The 16,749-nt window shown below is 63.6% G+C and carries 17 protein-coding genes; 13 read left to right on the top strand and 4 right to left on the bottom strand.

Annotated features, from left to right (window positions below):
- Nucleotides 1–45 precede the first annotated feature (45 nt).
- Nucleotides 46–696 carry a carbonic anhydrase gene (locus tag EV675_RS19320; RefSeq protein ID WP_130358872.1) on the bottom strand — a complete coding sequence of 217 codons (651 nt, stop codon included), beginning with the start codon at nucleotides 694–696 and terminating at the stop codon, nucleotides 46–48.
- A 93-nt stretch (nucleotides 697–789) separates the two neighbouring features.
- Nucleotides 790–1,251: a hypothetical protein gene (locus tag EV675_RS19315; protein ID WP_130358870.1), complete on the bottom strand. Its 462-nt coding sequence runs from the start codon at nucleotides 1,249–1,251 to the stop codon at nucleotides 790–792.
- A 312-nt stretch (nucleotides 1,252–1,563) separates the two neighbouring features.
- Here EV675_RS19315 and EV675_RS19310 point away from each other — a divergent pair, with 312 nt between their 5' ends.
- Nucleotides 1,564–1,860 (top strand): hypothetical protein, encoded by a 297-nt coding sequence (locus tag EV675_RS19310; RefSeq protein ID WP_130358868.1) that lies wholly within the window; start codon nucleotides 1,564–1,566, stop codon nucleotides 1,858–1,860.
- Nucleotides 1,861–1,867: 7 nt separating this feature from the next.
- Here the strand turns inward: EV675_RS19310 and EV675_RS19305 are convergent, their stop codons facing one another.
- Nucleotides 1,868–2,851, bottom strand: coding sequence for a Bug family tripartite tricarboxylate transporter substrate binding protein (locus EV675_RS19305; protein ID WP_130358866.1), 984 nt, complete (start codon nucleotides 2,849–2,851; stop codon nucleotides 1,868–1,870).
- A 352-nt stretch (nucleotides 2,852–3,203) separates the two neighbouring features.
- Between EV675_RS19305 and EV675_RS19300 the strand changes: the two genes are divergently transcribed.
- Entirely contained in the window at nucleotides 3,204–4,118 is a 915-nt protein-coding gene (locus EV675_RS19300; RefSeq protein ID WP_130358864.1) for a LysR family transcriptional regulator, read from the top strand.
- A 145-nt stretch (nucleotides 4,119–4,263) separates the two neighbouring features.
- Nucleotides 4,264–5,076: a TauD/TfdA dioxygenase family protein gene (locus tag EV675_RS19295; protein ID WP_130358862.1), complete on the top strand. Its 813-nt coding sequence runs from the start codon at nucleotides 4,264–4,266 to the stop codon at nucleotides 5,074–5,076.
- Nucleotides 5,077–5,159: 83 nt separating this feature from the next.
- On the opposite strand, the gene EV675_RS19290 is transcribed toward EV675_RS19295, so the two are convergent.
- Complete coding sequence (locus tag EV675_RS19290) at nucleotides 5,160–5,954, bottom strand: AadA family aminoglycoside 3''-O-nucleotidyltransferase (protein WP_130358860.1); 795 nt, start codon at nucleotides 5,952–5,954, stop codon at nucleotides 5,160–5,162.
- Nucleotides 5,955–6,157: 203 nt separating this feature from the next.
- On the opposite strand from EV675_RS19290, the gene EV675_RS19285 reads away from it, so the two are divergent.
- The 10 genes from EV675_RS19285 (at nucleotide 6,158) to EV675_RS19240 (ending at nucleotide 16,713) form a co-directional block, all read left to right on the top strand.
- The gene (locus EV675_RS19285; protein ID WP_242621499.1) at nucleotides 6,158–6,751 is read left to right on the top strand and encodes a diguanylate cyclase; all 594 of its coding nucleotides are present in this window, start codon (nucleotides 6,158–6,160) and stop codon (nucleotides 6,749–6,751) included.
- A 162-nt stretch (nucleotides 6,752–6,913) separates the two neighbouring features.
- On the top strand, nucleotides 6,914–7,231 hold the full coding sequence (locus EV675_RS19280; protein WP_130358856.1) for a co-chaperone GroES: 318 nt from the start codon (nucleotides 6,914–6,916) through the stop codon (nucleotides 7,229–7,231).
- A 25-nt stretch (nucleotides 7,232–7,256) separates the two neighbouring features.
- Complete coding sequence (gene groL, locus EV675_RS19275; protein ID WP_130358854.1) at nucleotides 7,257–8,879, top strand: chaperonin GroEL; 1,623 nt, start codon at nucleotides 7,257–7,259, stop codon at nucleotides 8,877–8,879.
- A 184-nt stretch (nucleotides 8,880–9,063) separates the two neighbouring features.
- Entirely contained in the window at nucleotides 9,064–10,227 is a 1,164-nt protein-coding gene (locus EV675_RS19270) for a Gfo/Idh/MocA family protein (protein ID WP_130358852.1), read from the top strand.
- The gene (locus EV675_RS19265; RefSeq protein ID WP_130358850.1) at nucleotides 10,224–11,414 is read left to right on the top strand and encodes a dihydrodipicolinate synthase family protein; all 1,191 of its coding nucleotides are present in this window, start codon (nucleotides 10,224–10,226) and stop codon (nucleotides 11,412–11,414) included. Before EV675_RS19270 ends, EV675_RS19265 begins: the two co-directional genes overlap by 4 nt.
- 33 nt (nucleotides 11,415–11,447) lie before the next feature.
- On the top strand, nucleotides 11,448–12,467 hold the full coding sequence (locus EV675_RS19260) for an amidohydrolase family protein (RefSeq protein WP_130358848.1): 1,020 nt from the start codon (nucleotides 11,448–11,450) through the stop codon (nucleotides 12,465–12,467).
- A gap of 55 nt (nucleotides 12,468–12,522) precedes the next feature.
- Complete coding sequence (locus EV675_RS19255) at nucleotides 12,523–13,491, top strand: Bug family tripartite tricarboxylate transporter substrate binding protein (protein ID WP_130358846.1); 969 nt, start codon at nucleotides 12,523–12,525, stop codon at nucleotides 13,489–13,491.
- A 21-nt stretch (nucleotides 13,492–13,512) separates the two neighbouring features.
- Complete coding sequence (locus EV675_RS19250) at nucleotides 13,513–14,388, top strand: sugar phosphate isomerase/epimerase family protein (RefSeq protein WP_130358844.1); 876 nt, start codon at nucleotides 13,513–13,515, stop codon at nucleotides 14,386–14,388.
- Nucleotides 14,389–14,463: 75 nt separating this feature from the next.
- A complete protein-coding gene (locus tag EV675_RS19245; RefSeq protein WP_242621498.1) occupies nucleotides 14,464–15,105 on the top strand; it encodes a class I SAM-dependent methyltransferase in 642 nt (213 codons plus the stop codon).
- Between the two features lie 186 nt (nucleotides 15,106–15,291).
- Nucleotides 15,292–16,713: an SIR2 family protein gene (locus tag EV675_RS19240; RefSeq protein WP_130358840.1), complete on the top strand. Its 1,422-nt coding sequence runs from the start codon at nucleotides 15,292–15,294 to the stop codon at nucleotides 16,711–16,713.
- Nucleotides 16,714–16,749: the final 36 nt, after the last annotated feature.

Genomic DNA, 16,749 nt, shown 5'->3' with positions numbered 1-16,749 from the left:
CGCCGGGGCCCGATGACGTTGCGTAAAAATTGTTGCCCGGCTTCCTCAGTCCAGCGGGATCGGGCTTTCGGTAACGGGATGGAACTCGCCTGTGGCCGGATCGCGCACCATCAGCACGCCGGTGGCGACGCCGAAGTAGGCGCCGTGCAACTGCAACTGGCCGCGTTCGGCCAGGATGCGCACGCACGGGAAGGTCATCAGGTTGTTCAGGCTGTGTTCGACCGTGGCCAGTTCCAGCTGGCGGATGTACATGCCGGGGTTTTCGCCGGGCGGGACGGTGCGCTCGACCACCGGGGCGATCTGCTGCATCCATTTGCCGATGAAGTCCCCGGGCGACAGCGGGTCGGCGCTGTTGGCGAAGGCCGAGACGCCGCCGCACAGGGCGTGGCCCAGCACGACGATGTGCTTGACGCGCAGCGACTGCACCGCGAACTCCAGCGCCGCGCTGGTGCCGTGGTAGTGCTGGGTGTTGCCTTCGTAGGGGGGGACGAGGTTGGCGACGTTGCGGACCACGAAGATCTCGCCGGGGCCGGCGTCGAAGATGACTTCCGGGGCCACGCGGGAATCGCAGCAGCCTATGACCATGATTTCGGGCTTCTGGCCCTTTTCGGCAAGCGTCTTGTAGCGGTTGCGCTCGTCGTTGAAACGGCCGCCCAGGAAAGAACGGTAGCCGTCTGTGAGTCGTGCTGGGAACATGCTTCACCTGTTGCTGGCCCGCCCTGGACGGGCGGGGGACATCATGATACCAGCCGGAACTTTCCAGGGATGCTGGGGGATGCCCGGGGCCGGTCAGCGTGCGGCGTCCTGGGCGGCGCGCAGGCTGACCAGGGCCTGGGACAACAGGTGCAGGGGGTCTTCCGAGGCCACGACGGGCCCGTCGTTCAGCGTCAGCACCAGGACGCCGGCGGGCAGCTCGATCAGCTTCAGGGCCCCGGGCGGGATGGCCAGCCCCGCCTTGGGCGCGATGATCTTGAGGGTGGTCAGCAGCGCCGCGATTTCTTCGTGTTCGTAGATGGGGTGCCATTGCGACAGACGGTCCATCACTTCCCGGTGCAGGGATTCCCCGGAGCTTTGCAGGGACTGCTCGACGCCGAAGATCTGCGCGCTCCAGAGCCCGCGCTCGTCCGTCTCGATGGTGATGGCCCGGGCCGGAATGTCCGGACGCAGCGGGTGCACGGCGGCCCTGAGATGGGTTTCCGCAGTGTGGCGGGTCTCGCGCGTCGTGGGGGGAATGCGCATGGCGGAGTCCATTCCGATTTCCGGTCAGCTTAGCCGCATGCCCGGCCGCCAGGGGTTACAGCGGCGTTGCGGTCTTTTCCGGGTTTAACAGCTTGGTTGCGCCGGCGCGGCCGTGTCGCGCGCAACGCAACGAGTTTCGCGGCGTTGTGGAGTTCCGGGCCGCGCTTCTATATGCTTGCCGCTGGCCAGACAACGATAGAACTTACAAGGATTGCGGAAGCCATGAGAACGGTGCTCGCGGGACTCGCGACCGCTGTGACGATGGGGTGCACCATGAACGGTCACGACCGGGCGGGTGCAACGACTTCGGGGCAGGAGGAGTGCGTGACCAGTCGTGACGTGAAAGAGGTCGTCGTCCGGCTGCGGGACATGGGGTGGACCGCCCAGCGCACGATCGATGCCGTGCTTTCCAACTCGCAGATCGACGATGTCGAGACCCGGACCTGGTTCGTCGGTCTGGTCTCGGAAATCTACGGCGGCAACACTTCGCTGGCCGATGTCGACGCCGACTACGCCGCCTGCATGAAGACCCTGTCCCCGCAGGCGGTGCCCGTGCAGTCCGCCTCGGCCCGGCGGGAGCCGTCCGCGGCCCGGGGGCCGCGCGGCGACACGCCGGGTTAGGTCCGGCTTATTCCGGCTGCACGCCCGCGGCCTGCGCCACCTTGCGCCAGCGCGTGATCTCGCTGGCGACGAAGGCGGCGAACTGTTCCCCGGACATGGGCTTGGCGACTTCGCTGCCGGTCTGCTCGATGCGCGTGACGTAGTCGCGATCGGTCGCGACCTTGGCGATCTCGGCGTTCAGGCGCGAGGCGATGTCGGCGGGCAGGTTCGCGGGGCCGAACAGGCCGGTCCAGGTCGTGACGTCCAGCCCCTTCAGGCCGCTTTCCTTGAAGGTGGGCACGTCCGGCAGCGAGGCCGAGCGCTTGTCGCTGCTGATGGCCAGGGCGCGCAGCTTGCCGGCGCGGACCGAGGACAGCGTGTTGGGAATGGTTTCCAGCATGAGCTGGACCTGTCCGCCCAGCAGGTCCGGCATGGCGGCGCCGCCGCCCTTGTACGGTACGTGGACGATCTCCACCTTGGCTTCCGACTTGAACAGCTCGCCGCCCAGATGGGAGATGGCGCCGATGCCCGCCGAGGCATATGACAGCTTGTCCGGGTTGGCGCGGGCGTAGCCGATCAGGTCCTGCAGATTCTTGGCCGGCAGCGAGGGGTTGACCACCAGCACCAGCGGGCCGTCCTGCAAACGGCCGATGGCGGTGAAGCTCTTGGCGACGTCGAAGGGCAGGGTCTTCTTCAGCACCGGGTTGATGGCGTGGGTGCCGATGGTGCCGAACAGCAGCGTGTAGCCGTCCGGCTGCGCGCGCGCGACGTAATCGGAAGCAATGATGCCGCCCGCGCCGGGCTTGTTCTCGATGATGACCGGCTGCCCCAGGCGCGCGGCCAGCGAGGCGCCGAAGGCGCGGGCCAGGATGTCGGAGGAACCGCCGGCTGCGAAGGGCACCACCATGGTGACGGGGCGGGTCGGATAGCCCTGGGCTTGGGCGGCGGACAGTCCGATGGATGCGAAGGTCGCGGCGACACAGGCTCGCAGCACGTATTTTTTCAATACCATGGTGAATGCTCTCTGGACGAAAAAACGAAGGAAGAAAATATCCGGCCGGTTTCCGGCGGATAAATACCGATTATTCCGGCCATATGGGCGGGAATATTATTGATGTCTCTTCCGTTGATATTCCGCGCAAACCGGGGGTGGCTGGCGCGGGCCACGGGATTTCCACGAAAAAACGATCACGATATGTGGCGTTTAAACCGAATGCCGTGTTTCGTGTATGGTCCAATGGTTAATAGGTGACACACTATAAGCGCGCGTCGAAGGGTGTCAAGCGCTTCTTGCCAAATCGCCGCCTTCTCTGGAAGATAGCAACAAGCTATGCGAATACGGCATTTCTGTTAGATCGAAAACCATGGATTTCAAGCAGCTCGAATATTTCGTCCGCGTGGCCGAGCATGGCAGCTTCAGCCGGGCCGCCGCCGCGTTGGGCCTGGGGCAGCCCTTCCTGAGCCGGCAGATCCGCCAGCTCGAGGTGGACCTGCGCAAGACCCTGTTCCACCGCCATGGGCGCGGCATCGTGCTGACCGACTCGGGCGAGCAGTTCCTGCTGTTCGCCCGCAGCGTGCTGCAGCAGCTCGACGCCGCCACCCAGTTGCTGTCGCGCTCGGAAACCGAGATCACCGGCCGCGTGGTGATCGGCATGCCGCCGTCGCTGGGCAGGGTGCTGACCGTGCCGCTGGTGCGCGCCTTCAGCGAGCGTTTTCCGCTGGCCCGGCTCACCATCGTCGAGGCGCTCAGCATGACGCTGTACGAGCGGCTGATCTCCGACAAGCTGGACGCCGCGCTGATGTACGACCCGGCCGTCTCGACCCTGACCGAGGTCGAACCCCTGGTGCGCGAGCCGCTGTGCCTGATCCTGCGCAAGACCGAGGCGGGCCAGGAAAGCCGTCCGCTGGCGTTCTCGCACCTGGCCGAGCACCGGCTGATCTTCCCGTCCGAGCCGCATCCGCTGCGCATGCTGGTCGAGGCCGAAGCCGCACGGCAGGGCATCGTGCTGGACATCGCCTTCGAGATCGATGGCGTCGAGGCCATCGTGGCGCTGGTCGACAAGGGCTTTGGCGCGGCCGTGGTGCCCTACAACCTGGTGCGCGCGGGCATGCCGGGTACCGACCTGCGCATCTGCCCGTTGGTCGAGCCCGTGGTGGGCGGGGTGATCGGGCTGGTCACGCACAGCCGCCGGCCGCCCACGCTGCTCACGGCCAAGACCGTGGACCTCTTGCGGCAAACCGCGGCGGAAACCCTGGCCGGCAGCGAACCTGCCGCCTGAGTAATGCGAAAATTGCATAACAACTAGTCGGCCTGGGGGCTAGCAGGATCGCGGTCCGCGAGGGATGATTCCACCCATGCCGACCGGGCCGCCGGTGGCCGCCGGGGTTTCCGGTAGTTTGTTTTTGCGGAATCAGGAAAACACCATGAAATATGAAGCCATAACGGTCAAACCCATATCCCCGCATATCGGCGCGGAAATCGGGAATATCGATCTGACCCGCCCGCTGTCCGACCAGGAGGTCAAGGAACTGCACGCGGCGTTCATCGAGCACCAGGTCATTTTCTTTCGCGACCAGAAAATCAGTTTCGAGGACCAGATCCGCACGGCCGAGTATTTCGGCACGCTGGGCAAGCACGTCGGCGTGAACACCATCAGCAAGACCACCGATAATCCGCTGGTGCGCAAGTTCCACTACGACGAGACCTCCAAGCAGATCTCGGGCGAGAACTTCCACAGCGACCAGTCGTGTGCGCCCATCCCGCCGCTGGGCAGCATGCTGTACAACCACACGGTGCCCCCGCACGGCGGCGGCGACACCATGTTCGCCAGCATGTACGCGGCCTACGACGCGCTGTCGCCCCGCATGAAGACCTACCTGGAAGGCCTGACCGCCACCCATGACGGCACGCGCGTGTTCGGCCCCGGTACGCCGATTTCCTCGCACCCGGTCATCGTGCGCCACCCCGAAAGCGGCAAGAAGCTGATTTTCGTCAATACCGATTTCACGTCGCACATCAACGAACTGCCGCGCCTGGAAGGCGAGCGCGTCCTGCGGTTCCTGGTCGACCACTGCAACAAGCCCGAATGGACCTGCCGCTTCCGCTGGGAGCCGCATTCGATCGCGTTCTGGGATAACCGCTGCACCCACCACAAGGCCATCTGGGACTACTGGCCCAACGTGCGCTCGGGTTTCCGCGTCCAGGTCGAGGGTAAGGAAGCGCCGGTGGCGGGCTGATTCTTTTTTCGTTGTCGTTGTTGCCTGTGTTAGGCGGCCTGCATCGCGGGCCGCCTTTTTTTACGCCTGTGGCAGGCAGAGCCTTAACTTGCCAGCATTTTCCCGATCGCCGACCGGGCGTGGCGGACGAACGCGACCATCCGGTCGCCACCTGTGGCCGCGCCGGCGTTTTCCGGATCCAGGTATGCCGCGCGCGCCTGTTCCAGCACCGGCCGATGTTCGGCTGGCAGGCGCTCGAGCAGCCACGTCGCGGCGGTGTCCTTGGAGGCGATCCGGCCGGTGGACGCGCTGTACCAGATCCTGGCGAGCGCCAGCACCACGTTCCGCTCGTCTCCGGCCCAGTCCGCTTCGGTGTTCCATTGGGCCACGGTGTCCGCCAGCGCGCGGGTGAAGTCCCGCGGGGGTACGGGGTCGAACAGGCCCGCCGCGGGCGGGCCGGCCAGCACCACGCTGTGCTGGAAGGCCTTGGTCAGCAGGATGGCCAGGTCGGGATCCAGCAGGGGCGGCTCGAACGTGCCGGCGAGCAGGTCCTGGCGCAGCCATTCCCCGAATTGCAGTTCACGCCTGGCCGGATGGCGCCACGGGACGAGCGAGCTCCTTGCCACGACTGTCACTTCCAGCGGACGCCACGGCCCATCGCTGCCCGGGGGCGAGGATACCGCCAACAGGTCGAGCATCAATGCCCGGCGCGTAGCGTCGTCCGGCGCACCGTCTACCGTGACCAGCAGGTCGATGTCGCTATGCGGCTTCAGGCCGGCGTCCACCGCCGATCCGAACAGATGAATGGCGAGCAGGGTGCCGTGAAGATGCTGTTCGATCACCTTGCGCGCGAGGTCGATCTGGCCGGCGATTTCGAGGGGAACCGATAAGGTGGTCATGATGGAACGCCTGCGCGGGGGAGAGGGATGGGACCCGGGGCCCGGCGCCTTGTTCCCCGGACGCCGTCGGTCCAGGCGGCTTGAAGCGGGCGCCGCGCCGCGATAAATTTTCCGCACGGCGGGCCATGGCCGCGTGCCGGCCCGCGTATCGAATCGGAGGCACGATGAACGTCTTTGAAACGATTGCGGCCCAGGCGGCCGCCATGAAACTTCCCATCTATGCCGTTACCGCCGCGACCGTGCCGAGGCGGGACGCGCCCATTCTTCTCATCATCCATTGGCACGGCTTCGCGCGCGAGACGCCGCTGCGGCGGGACGAATTGCCGTTGCCGCCGCGGTCGGTCGCCGGTTCGGCGCTGCAGGTCGAAGTGCCGGCCGGGGACATCGAATCGGTGGAGCGGGCGCTGCTGGACGCGGCATGGCAATTGGGTGCCTGGGACCTCGAACGCGTGGTGAAGCGCCCCTGGTGGCGGCTGGGGGCGCCGGCCAGCGAAGCCCTGGCCGGACACCGGGCGTTCGGCGACTATCCCGATGCGAACGACGGCGACCCCGGCGTCGTCATGGAGGCCCCCGACCGCGACGAACTGATGCGGGCGGCCGCCCGTCGGGGCTACGTGCGATGGCTATTCCGCCCTCGCAAGAGCGGCCTGTGGCAGCGGTTCCAGGACGAGGACAGCACGCTGGACATGTCCGGGGGCCGCGCGCCGCCTTGCCCGGTACTGCCGTACCCCCTGGAAACTGGCCGCGCCGGCCGCGCGGTCTATCGGTTGGGGCGGGTGGACCGGCTCATCATTTGATGTAGCAATTTGATACAAATACCCTTCAAGAGCCCCTCTTGAAGGGCGCGGGGCCTGCTCCAATTTTTCGAACCGCAGCGGCATGCTGCCGGCGCCGGCGACCTTGCGCGAACGGTGCCGATATCCCTTTCTGATGATTTGCAATCGCTTAGGAGATTGATCATGAAGATTCGTCCCCTTCACGACCGGGTGATCGTCAAGCGGATCGAACAACAACGCAAGACGGCCTCGGGCATCGTGATCCCGGATTCGGCGGCGGAGAAGCCCGAGCAGGGCGAAGTCGTCGCGGTGGGGCCGGGCAAGTCCCTCGATGACGGCAGCGTGCGTCCGCCGGCGCTCAAGGTCGGCGACCACGTGCTGTTCGGCAAGTATGCCGGCCAGACTGTGAAGATCGACGGCGAGGAAGTCCTCGTCTTGCGCGAAGAAGACGTGCTGGGTGTGCTGGAAGGCGCCCGGGACGAACTGAAGAAAGCCGCCTGACGATCGTCACGACGAGGAGAAAGACATGAGTGCGAAAGACGTGCAATTCCATGACGGCGCCCGTGCCCGCATCGTGCAGGGCGTGAACACGCTGGCCAACGCCGTGAAGGTCACGCTGGGGCCCAAGGGACGCAACGTGCTGCTCGAACGCAGCTTCGGCGCGCCGGTGGTCACCAAGGACGGCGTGTCGGTGGCCAAGGAAATCGAGCTCAAGGACAAGTTCGAGAACATGGGCGCCCAGATCGTCAAGCAGGTCGCTTCCAAGACCGCCGACGTCGCCGGCGACGGCACCACCACCGCCACGGTGCTGGCCCAGTCCATCGTGCAGGAGGGCATGAAATACGTGGCCTCCGGCATGAACCCCATGGACCTGAAGCGCGGGATCGACAAGGCCGTGGCCACCGTCGTCGATGAACTGCGCAAGCTCTCCAAGCCCATTTCGACGAACAAGGAAATCGCCCAGGTGGCGGCGCTGTCGGCCAACTCCGACGAAGCGGTGGGCGAGATCATCGCCCAGGCGATGGACAAGGTGGGCAAGGAAGGCGTCATCACCGTGGAAGACGGCAAGTCGCTGGAAAACGAGCTGGACATCGTCGAAGGCATGCAGTTCGATCGCGGCTACCTGAGCCCGTATTTCATCAACGATCCCGAGAAGCAGGTCGCCCACCTGGAGGATCCGCTGATCCTGCTGCATGACAAGAAGATCTCCAGCATCCGAGATCTGCTGCCCGTGCTCGAGGCCACGGCGAAGGCCGGCAAGCCCCTGCTGATCGTGGCCGAGGACATCGACGGCGAGGCGCTGGCGACGCTGGTGGTCAATGCCATGCGCGGCGTCCTGAAGGTCGCGGCGGTCAAGGCGCCGGGCTTCGGCGACCGCCGTAAGGCGATGCTCGAGGACATCGCCATCCTGACCGGCGCCACCGTCATCTCGGAAGAGACCGGCCGGCAGCTCGACAAGACCACGCTGGAGGATCTGGGCAGCGCCAAGCGGGTCGAGGTCCAGAAGGAAAACACCATCATCATCGGCGGAGCTGGCGAGCAGTCGCGCATCGACGCCCGCGTCAAGTCCATCCAGGCGCAGATCGAACAGGCCACCAGCGACTATGACCGCGAGAAGCTGCAGGAGCGCGTGGCCAAGCTGGCCGGTGGCGTGGCGGTTATTAAGGTGGGCGCGGCGACCGAAGTCGAGATGAAGGAGAAGAAGGACCGCGTCGACGACGCCCTGCATGCCACGCGCGCCGCGGTGGAAGAGGGCATCGTGCCGGGCGGCGGCATCGCGCTGCTGCGGGCCCGGGCCGCCGTCGAGAAGCTCGAGGGCGCCAACGCCGACCAGCACGCCGGCATCCGCATCGTGCTGCGCGCGCTCGAGGCGCCGCTGCGCGCCATCGTGGCCAACGCCGGCGAAGAGCCCTCGGTGGTCGTGTCCAAGGTGCTGGAAGGCAAGGGCAACTTCGGCTACAACGCCGCGACCGGCGCATACGGCGACCTGGTCGCCATCGGCGTGGTCGATCCGACGAAGGTCACCCGCACGGCGCTGCAGAACGCGGCGTCCATCGCCGGCCTGATCCTGACCACGGACGCCACGGTGGCCGAGCTGCCCAAGGAAGAGAAAGTCCCGACGCCCGCCGGAGGCGGCATGGACTTCTAAGCCGCCGCAGCGTTCCAACCCCTGTTGACCGCGCCGGATTCCGGCGCGGTTTTTTTTGCGCACTAGGGTTTCCCCCGCCGTCCTGATGCCGTTCCCGCCGTTGACATCCATCGGCCATATCGTCACTATTCACCAAATGGTGAATTAAGTGCAGACCCGCACACAGTCGACGACGGAGACACGCATGGCAACACAACGACTCGGCCTGATCATGCACGGGGTGACCGGCCGCATGGGCATGAACCAGCACCTGATCCGGTCCATCGTGGCCATACGCAAGCAGGGCGGCGTCACGCTGTCCAACGGCGACAAGGTCATGCCCGATCCCATCCTGGTCGGTCGCAATGCCGAGAAGATGGAAGCCCTGGCCAAGGCCCACGACATCCCGCGCTGGGGCACGGACCTGGACAAGGCCCTGGCCAACCCGGACGATTCGGTGTTCTTCGACGCCGGCACGACGCAGATGCGCCCCACGCTGCTGGCCAAGGCCATCCGCGCCGGCAAGCACGTGTATTGCGAGAAACCCATCGCCACCAACCTGAACGAGGCGGTGGAGATCTGCCGGCTGGCCGAAGGCTCGGGCCTCAAGCACGGCGCGGTGCAGGACAAGCTGTTCCTGCCGGGCCTGCGCAAGCTGGACATGCTCAACAAGGCGGGCTTCTTCGGCAAGATCCTGTCGGTGCGCATCGAGTTCGGCTACTGGGTGTTCGAGGGCGACCTGCAGCCCATCCAGCGGCCGTCCTGGAACTACCGCACCGAGGACGGCGGCGGCATCATCCTGGACATGGTCTGCCATTGGCGCTATGTGCTGGACAACCTGTTCGGCGAAGTGCAGGCCGTGTCCTGCCTGGGCAAGACCCACATCCCCACGCGCTGGGACGAAGCCGGCAAGCCCTACCAGGCCACCGCCGACGACGCCTGCTACGCCACCTTCGAACTGGCCGATGGCGTCGTGGCCCAGGTCAACAGCTCATGGACCACCCGCGTGCGGCGCGACGACCTGGTCACCTTCCACGTAGACGGCACGCACGGATCGGCCGTGGCTGGGCTGACCGACTGCCGCACGCAGTCGCGCGTCAACACGCCCAAGCCGGTCTGGAACCCCGACGTGAAACAGACCATGCCGTTCTTCGAGCAATGGCAGGAAGTGCCCGACACCCAGGTCTACGACAACGGCTTCAAGATCCAGTGGGAGCACTTCATCCGCCACGTGGTGGAGGATGCGCCGTACCGCTGGACGCTGCCCGAGGGCGCCAAGGGCGTGCAACTGGTCGAGGCCGCGCTGCAAAGCTGGAAAGAGCGACGCTGGGTGGACGTGCCGCGGCTGGACGTCGGAGCCCAGCGATGAGCCTGTCCATCAACCTGCCTGCGGCCTGCGGCCTGCGGCGGTACGCGCTGCGCGACCGCGCGCCGTTCCAGGCCCCGCCCGCCGGCGCGCAGTTCGATCGCATCGCCTATTCGGCGGCGCACGTGGTGGCCGATCCGCTGGCGGCCATCGACCCGTGGCTGCAATGCGCCGTGGACTGGGACGCCACCATCGCCTACCGCCAGCGCCTGTGGGCACTGGGCCTGGGCGTGGCCGAGGCCATGGACACCGCGCAGCGCGGCATGGGCCTGGACTGGCCCACGTCGCTGGAACTGATCCGCCGTTCGCTGGACGCGGCCCGCGACGTGCCCGGCGCACGCGTGGCCTCGGGCTGCGGCACCGACCACCTGGCGCCCGAGGATGCACACAACATCGACGACGTGATCCGCGCCTACGAAGAACAGATGGCCGCCATCGAAGGCCTGGGCGGCCGCCTGATCGTCATGGCCAGCCGCGCGCTGGCCCGCGTGGCGCGCGGTCCCGCCGACTACGAACGCGTCTACGACCGCATCCTGAGCCAGGCCCAAGAGCCCGTCATCCTGCACTGGCTGGGCGACATGTTCGACCCCGCGTTGAAAGGCTACTGGGGCAGCGACGACGTGGATGCCGCCATGCGGACCGCGCTGGACGTGATCGCCGCGCACCCCGACAAGGTCGACGGCATCAAGATCTCGCTGCTCGACAAGGACAAGGAAATCGCCATGCGCCGCCGCCTGCCCGCGGGCGTGCGCATGTACACCGGCGACGACTTCAACTACGCCGAACTCATCGCCGGCGACGGCCAGGGCGAACTGCCCAACCACCGCCAGAGCGACGCGCTGCTGGGCATCTTCGACGCCATCGCGCCGGCCGCCAGCGCGGCGCTGGCGGAACTGGCGGCCGGCAACGTCGACGCCTTCAACCGGATCCTGGCGCCCACCGTGCCGCTGTCGCGCCACATCTTCAGCGCGCCCACGCGCTTCTACAAGACCGGCGTCGTGTTCATGGCCTGGCTCAACGGCCACCAGAACCACTTCGCGATGGTGGGCGGGCAGCAGAGCGCGCGGTCGTTGCAGCACTTCGCCGAGCTGTTCCGGCTGGCGGATGGGGCGGGGTTGTTGGAGCAGCCTGAGTTGGCGGTGGGGCGGATGAACACCTTGCTGGCCCTGCATGGCGTGGATGGTCGATAGGACTGCTGGATAGGTCTCGACAAAGGAAGCCGCGTGAGAAAAATCGATAGCTATTCCCACCTGTTCCCGCCCGCGTACTTCGAGCGCATGAAGGCGCTGGCCAAGGACCAGGGCGCGATCAAGCGCTGGTTGACGGTGCCCGTCCTGTACGACCTGGACGCCCGCCTGAAGATGATGGAGGAGTTTCCGGGATACCAGCAGATCCTGACGCTGTCGTCGCCGCCCATCGAGTTCGTGGCGGGGCCGGAAGACTCGCCGGAACTGGCCCGGCTGGCCAACGACGGCATGGCCGAGATCGTCGCCCAACATCCCGACAAATTCCCGGCCTTCGTCGCGTCGCTGCCCATGAACAACGTCGAGGCCGCCCTGCGGGAAATGGACCGGGCCATCGGCGAACTGGGCGCGCGGGGCATCCAGATCTTCACCAACGTCAACGGCCGGCCGCTGGACGATCCCGAGTTCTGGCCCATCTTCGAGAAAGCGGTGAACGAGTACCAGGTGCCGATCTGGATGCACCCGGCCCGTGGCGCGAACTTCCCCGACTACCTGACCGAGAAGAAATCCAGGTTCGAGATCTGGTGGACCTTCGGCTGGCCCTACGAGACCAGCGCGGCCATGACCCGCATGGTGTTCTCCGGCTTCTTCGACAAACTGCCCGAGATGAAACTGATCACCCACCACATGGGCGCCATGATCCCGTTCTTCGACGGCAGGGTGGGGCCGGGCCTGGACCAGTTCGGCAGCCGCACCTCGGACGAAGACTACGAAGGCCTGCTTGCGCGCATGCCCAAGCGGCCCATCGACTACTTCCGCATGTTCTATGCCGACACCGCGCTGGCCGGATCCAAGGCCGGCGTGGCCTGCGGCCTGGAATTCTTCGGCGCCGAGAAAGTCCTGTTCGCCACCGATTGCCCGTTCGATCCGGAAGGCGGACCGGCCTTCATCCGCAGCATTCCCGAGGCCATCGACGCGCTGGACCTGAGCGAGGCCGACCGCGAAGGCATTTACTTCGGCAACGCCTTGAAGCTGTTGAAAATGGGCTGCGACTGCTAAGCCGCCCGCAACGGCGATGCCGGAAACATAGCCGGCACGCACCGAGGAGACATGCATGAAATCCTGGATAGGCAAGATCGTGCTGGGCGCAGGCGTGCTGGCCGCTACCGCGGCGGCCCAGGCGCAAGGATATCCGTCGCGGCCCGTGCGCATCATCGTTCCCTACGCCCCCGGCGGCACCGTGGACCTGGTCGCCCGCGTGGTGGCCGGCAGATTGTCCGAGCAGACGGGCCAATCCTTCGTCGTCGAAAACCGCGCCGGCGCCAGCGGCGCCATCGGCAGCGAAGCCGTGGCGCGCGCGCCGGCCGACGGCTACACCCTGCTGGTGCAGTCGCCCACCCTGATCGCCAATGCGCTGATGTCCGACACCGTGCCCTACGACACGGCCAAGGACTTCACGCCCATCTCGCTGCTGGGCTCCGTGCCCATGCTGCTGGCGGCCCACCCCAGCGTGCCGGCCGCCAACCTCAAGGAATTCATCGACCAGGCGCGCGCCAACCCCGCCAAGTTCACCTTCGGCACCTCCGCCGTCGGATCGCCCATGCACGTGGCGGAAGAAGCCATCAAACACGACGCCAAGCTCGACATCCTGGTCGTGCCGTACAAAGGCACCGCGCCGGCGCTGAACGACCTGCTGGGCGGACAGGTCAGCGCCATCATCGACGCCATACCCTCTACCTATCCGCACGTGGCCAGCGGAAAACTCAAAGCGCTGGCCGTTACCACCAGCGCGCGCCTGCCTTCCATGCCCAACGTGCCCACCGTCGCGGAATCCGGGATACCCGGCTTCGACATGGTCACCTGGTACGGACTATGGGGACCGGCCAAGCTGCCGGATGCCGTGCTCAAGGTCTTGTCGAAAGAGCTGGCCGTAGCCATGAAGTCCCCCCTGGTGACCGAGCGCCTGGGCAACCAAGGCTTCATCGCCGACGGCGGCAGCCCCGCCTCGTTTGCCGCCTTCATCGACAAAGAGCGGGCCATGTACACGCGAGTGATCAAGGCCGCGAACATCCAGATCAAGTGATTTTTTTACGGTAGCCGACCCATGCGCGATTTCTCCCAAGACCATCAATGGATGTCCATCAACACCGCCACCGTGCGCAAATCGCGCGGACAGGAAGTGCCGCTGTTGGACATCCTCGACGCCTGCGCGCGGTTGGGCGTGCGAGCCATTTCCCCCTGGCGCGACCAGGTCGCGGCAGCGGGGCTGGAACAAGTGTCGCGCGTCGTGCGCAGCCATGGGCTGGCCTTGTCCGGCTATTGCCGTGGCGGCATGTTCACCGCGTCGGACGATGCTGGCTTGCTGCGGGCGCGGGATGACAACCGCAGGGCCGTGGACGAGGCCTGCGAATTGAACGCCGCCTGCCTAGTGCTGGTGGTGGGCGGCTTGCCGGGCGGCTTGCAGGGCAAGGCCGAGTACCACGACATCGGTCGCGCTCGGGCGCAGGTAACCGAAGGGATCGCGCAATTGCTGGAGTACGCGCGCGAACGCAAGATGCCCATCGCCATCGAGCCGCTGCATCCGATGTATGCGGCGGATCGGGCGTGCATCAATACGCTGGAACAGGCGCTGGACGTGTGCGATCTGGTGGATCCTGCGCGTAGCGGGGATATTGGCGTGGCGGTGGATCTTTACCACGTCTGGTGGGATCCGAAGTTGCAGGCGCAGATCGCGCGGGCAGGGCAGAAGCGGCTATTGGCTTTTCACGTTTGCGATTGGCTTACGCCTACCACCGACCTGCTGAACGATCGGGGCATGATGGGGGATGGGGTGATCGAGATTCCCAAGGTACGGGAGTGGGTTGAGGTGCAGGGGTTCGCGGGGTTTAGTGAAGTGGAGATATTTTCGTATCGGTGGTGGGAGCTTGATACCGATACGATTTTGCGGACCTGCATCGAGCGGCATCGGTCGGTGGTGTAGGGGTGAGGGGAGGGTAGTGTCGGTGGCTCTGATATGCTTGAGCGCGTCACGTACTCAAGTTTTCGGAGTGCCGTGTTGTCCAAATTTCCCGCTGACAATGTCATTGCCCTGTACCGAGAACATGCCGCTGCGTTCGAGAAAAATAGAAATCATGAATTCATCGAACGTACTTGGCTGAACCGGTTTTTGGAGCTGCTTCCCGGTTCTCGGTCGGATGTGCTGGATATCGGCTGTGGCAACGGTGCGCCGATGGCGCGCTACCTTATTCAGAACGGATGCAGGGTAACCGGGGTGGATACGTCGCTGCCATTGCTCGCGCGTGCGCGTGCGTCGTTTCCGGAGCAACGTTGGATAGCGGCGGATATGCGGCAGATGCCGGTCACAGGGTCATTCCATGGTTTGCTGGCCTGGCATAGTTTTTTTCATCTATCCCCTGAAGATCAACGGCCTATGTTTGCTACTTTTCGGCAACTGGCGGCGTCGAGTGCGGTTTTGATGTTTACAAGCGGTACTTGTTTGGGCGAGGTTATCGGCCAGTTCGAAGGTGAGCCTCTTTATCACGGCAGCTTGGATACGGGTGAGTATCAAGAATTGCTGTATGCCAATGGATTTACGGTAGTGCGGCATGTCGAGGAGGATGCGACATGCGGGGGAGCGGCGGTGTGGTTGGCGAAGCGGGATGGGGGAAGATTGCTTGGGGCGAAATCGGATACTTGAAAAGAACGGCTCTCGGCCAAGGACAGTCAGTCGACAGATGGCAACTAATCGCCGACAATCTACTCGGCTTGCATATCCGCGGATGACTCAGTCGTTCGCACACAAAAATCATGACTCGGCAAAAATGAACGCTGTGACTTGGCCCATAGATACTTCCCCGGATATTTTTAGCGTGATCTAACTAATATGCCACTCAACTATAGTCAGTACCAAGAAGAGGTAACGCAAGACGTTGCTGATGTTCTGAAGCTTGCTAGCTGTCAGCCCATACTTTTTGTGGGCTCTGGCTTCGCGAAGCGGTACGCGGGCGGCCCAAATTGGCGGGAGCTGCTCGCACTGTTGGCGAAAGACTGCCCGCTGGTCGACAAAGATTTTGCATATTACGAGCAGGCATACAGCTATGATTATAAAAAGATCGGCTCGATCTTTACCGATTTATATCGCGAATGGGCGTGGGGAAAGGGGCGTCCAAGGTTTCCCGCCGATTTTTTTAACGGGCAATATAAAAGTGACATTTTTATTAAATATGCCGTAAGCGAAAATCTTAAGAGTTTGGGTCCAAAGAAAGGGTCTTATGGGTCTGAAGTTTTGGATGCAGAAATTGCCGCTTTAAAAAAAATTAGTGCCCATTCAGTGATTACGACAAACTACGATACTCTCATGGAGTCGATATTTCCGCAGTATGAGCGCGTGATTGGGCAGCAGATCTTGCGAAAACCGTACCTGGCGATTGGCGAGGTTTTCAAGATTCATGGCTGCATTACAGATCCTCAGACCATTGTAATAAATGAAGCGGACTACAGTAGGTTTGAGCAAGACCATAAATACCTTAGCGCCAAGTTGCTTACGTACTTTGTGGAGCATCCGTTAATTTTTATTGGCTATCGCGCGGATGATCCAAGTATTAAGAAAATTCTCTACGATGTCGACCGAATGGTTCGAATCGACATCAAGGGGGACTACGAGCTTGTTCCGAATATTTATATACTAGAACGTGATCAAAATATTACAGAAGGCTCGTATCCGGCTCGAGAGAAGGTGATATCCGTTGGGGCGGATACAAATATCCGTATCAAAAATATTTCAGCCTCGTCATTCGAGTGGGTCTATAAAGCGTTTGGTCAAGCTGGAAGTCTCGAAAAAATCGACACAAAGCTCTTGCGTGCATTAATGGCGAGGTCCGTGGAGTTAGTCCGATCGAGTATTCCAAAAAAACATGTAGAGATCGATTTTCAGACGCTAGAACACGCTGTTAATTCCGGTGAGGAGTTCGCGAAATTGTTCGGCGTCACGTCGCTCTCTGATCCATCGAAAGTGAACCTGAGCTACAAGTATTTGCTTAGTGGGGTTGCTGTCGCCCTTGGTTTGAAGAAAGGTTGGAACGATGCACAGAAATTGCTGAATATTCTTAAGAATACGGACAGCTTCGATATGAAAGCATCTGACAATAAGTACCATATCTCGATTCCGTCCAGTAAAACTGGAGTAATTCATCGATACTCTGAGGCTGCTGTCGATTTGTTACGAAAGGTGAAAAATGGCGAGGCATATATAATCGACCGACAAGAATTGGACTTGAATGAGGCTGCAAAGGCGGCTGCCTCTTAAGCGTCGAGGTATCCGCCAAAAGTCGGTTGTCGCCAA

Source organism: Pigmentiphaga kullae (genome assembly GCF_004216695.1).
Taxonomy (GTDB): Bacteria; Pseudomonadota; Gammaproteobacteria; order Burkholderiales; family Burkholderiaceae_B; genus Pigmentiphaga; species Pigmentiphaga kullae.
The sequence above is the reverse complement of the archived record's forward strand: the minus strand, read 5'-3'. Positions and strand labels throughout refer to the sequence as shown.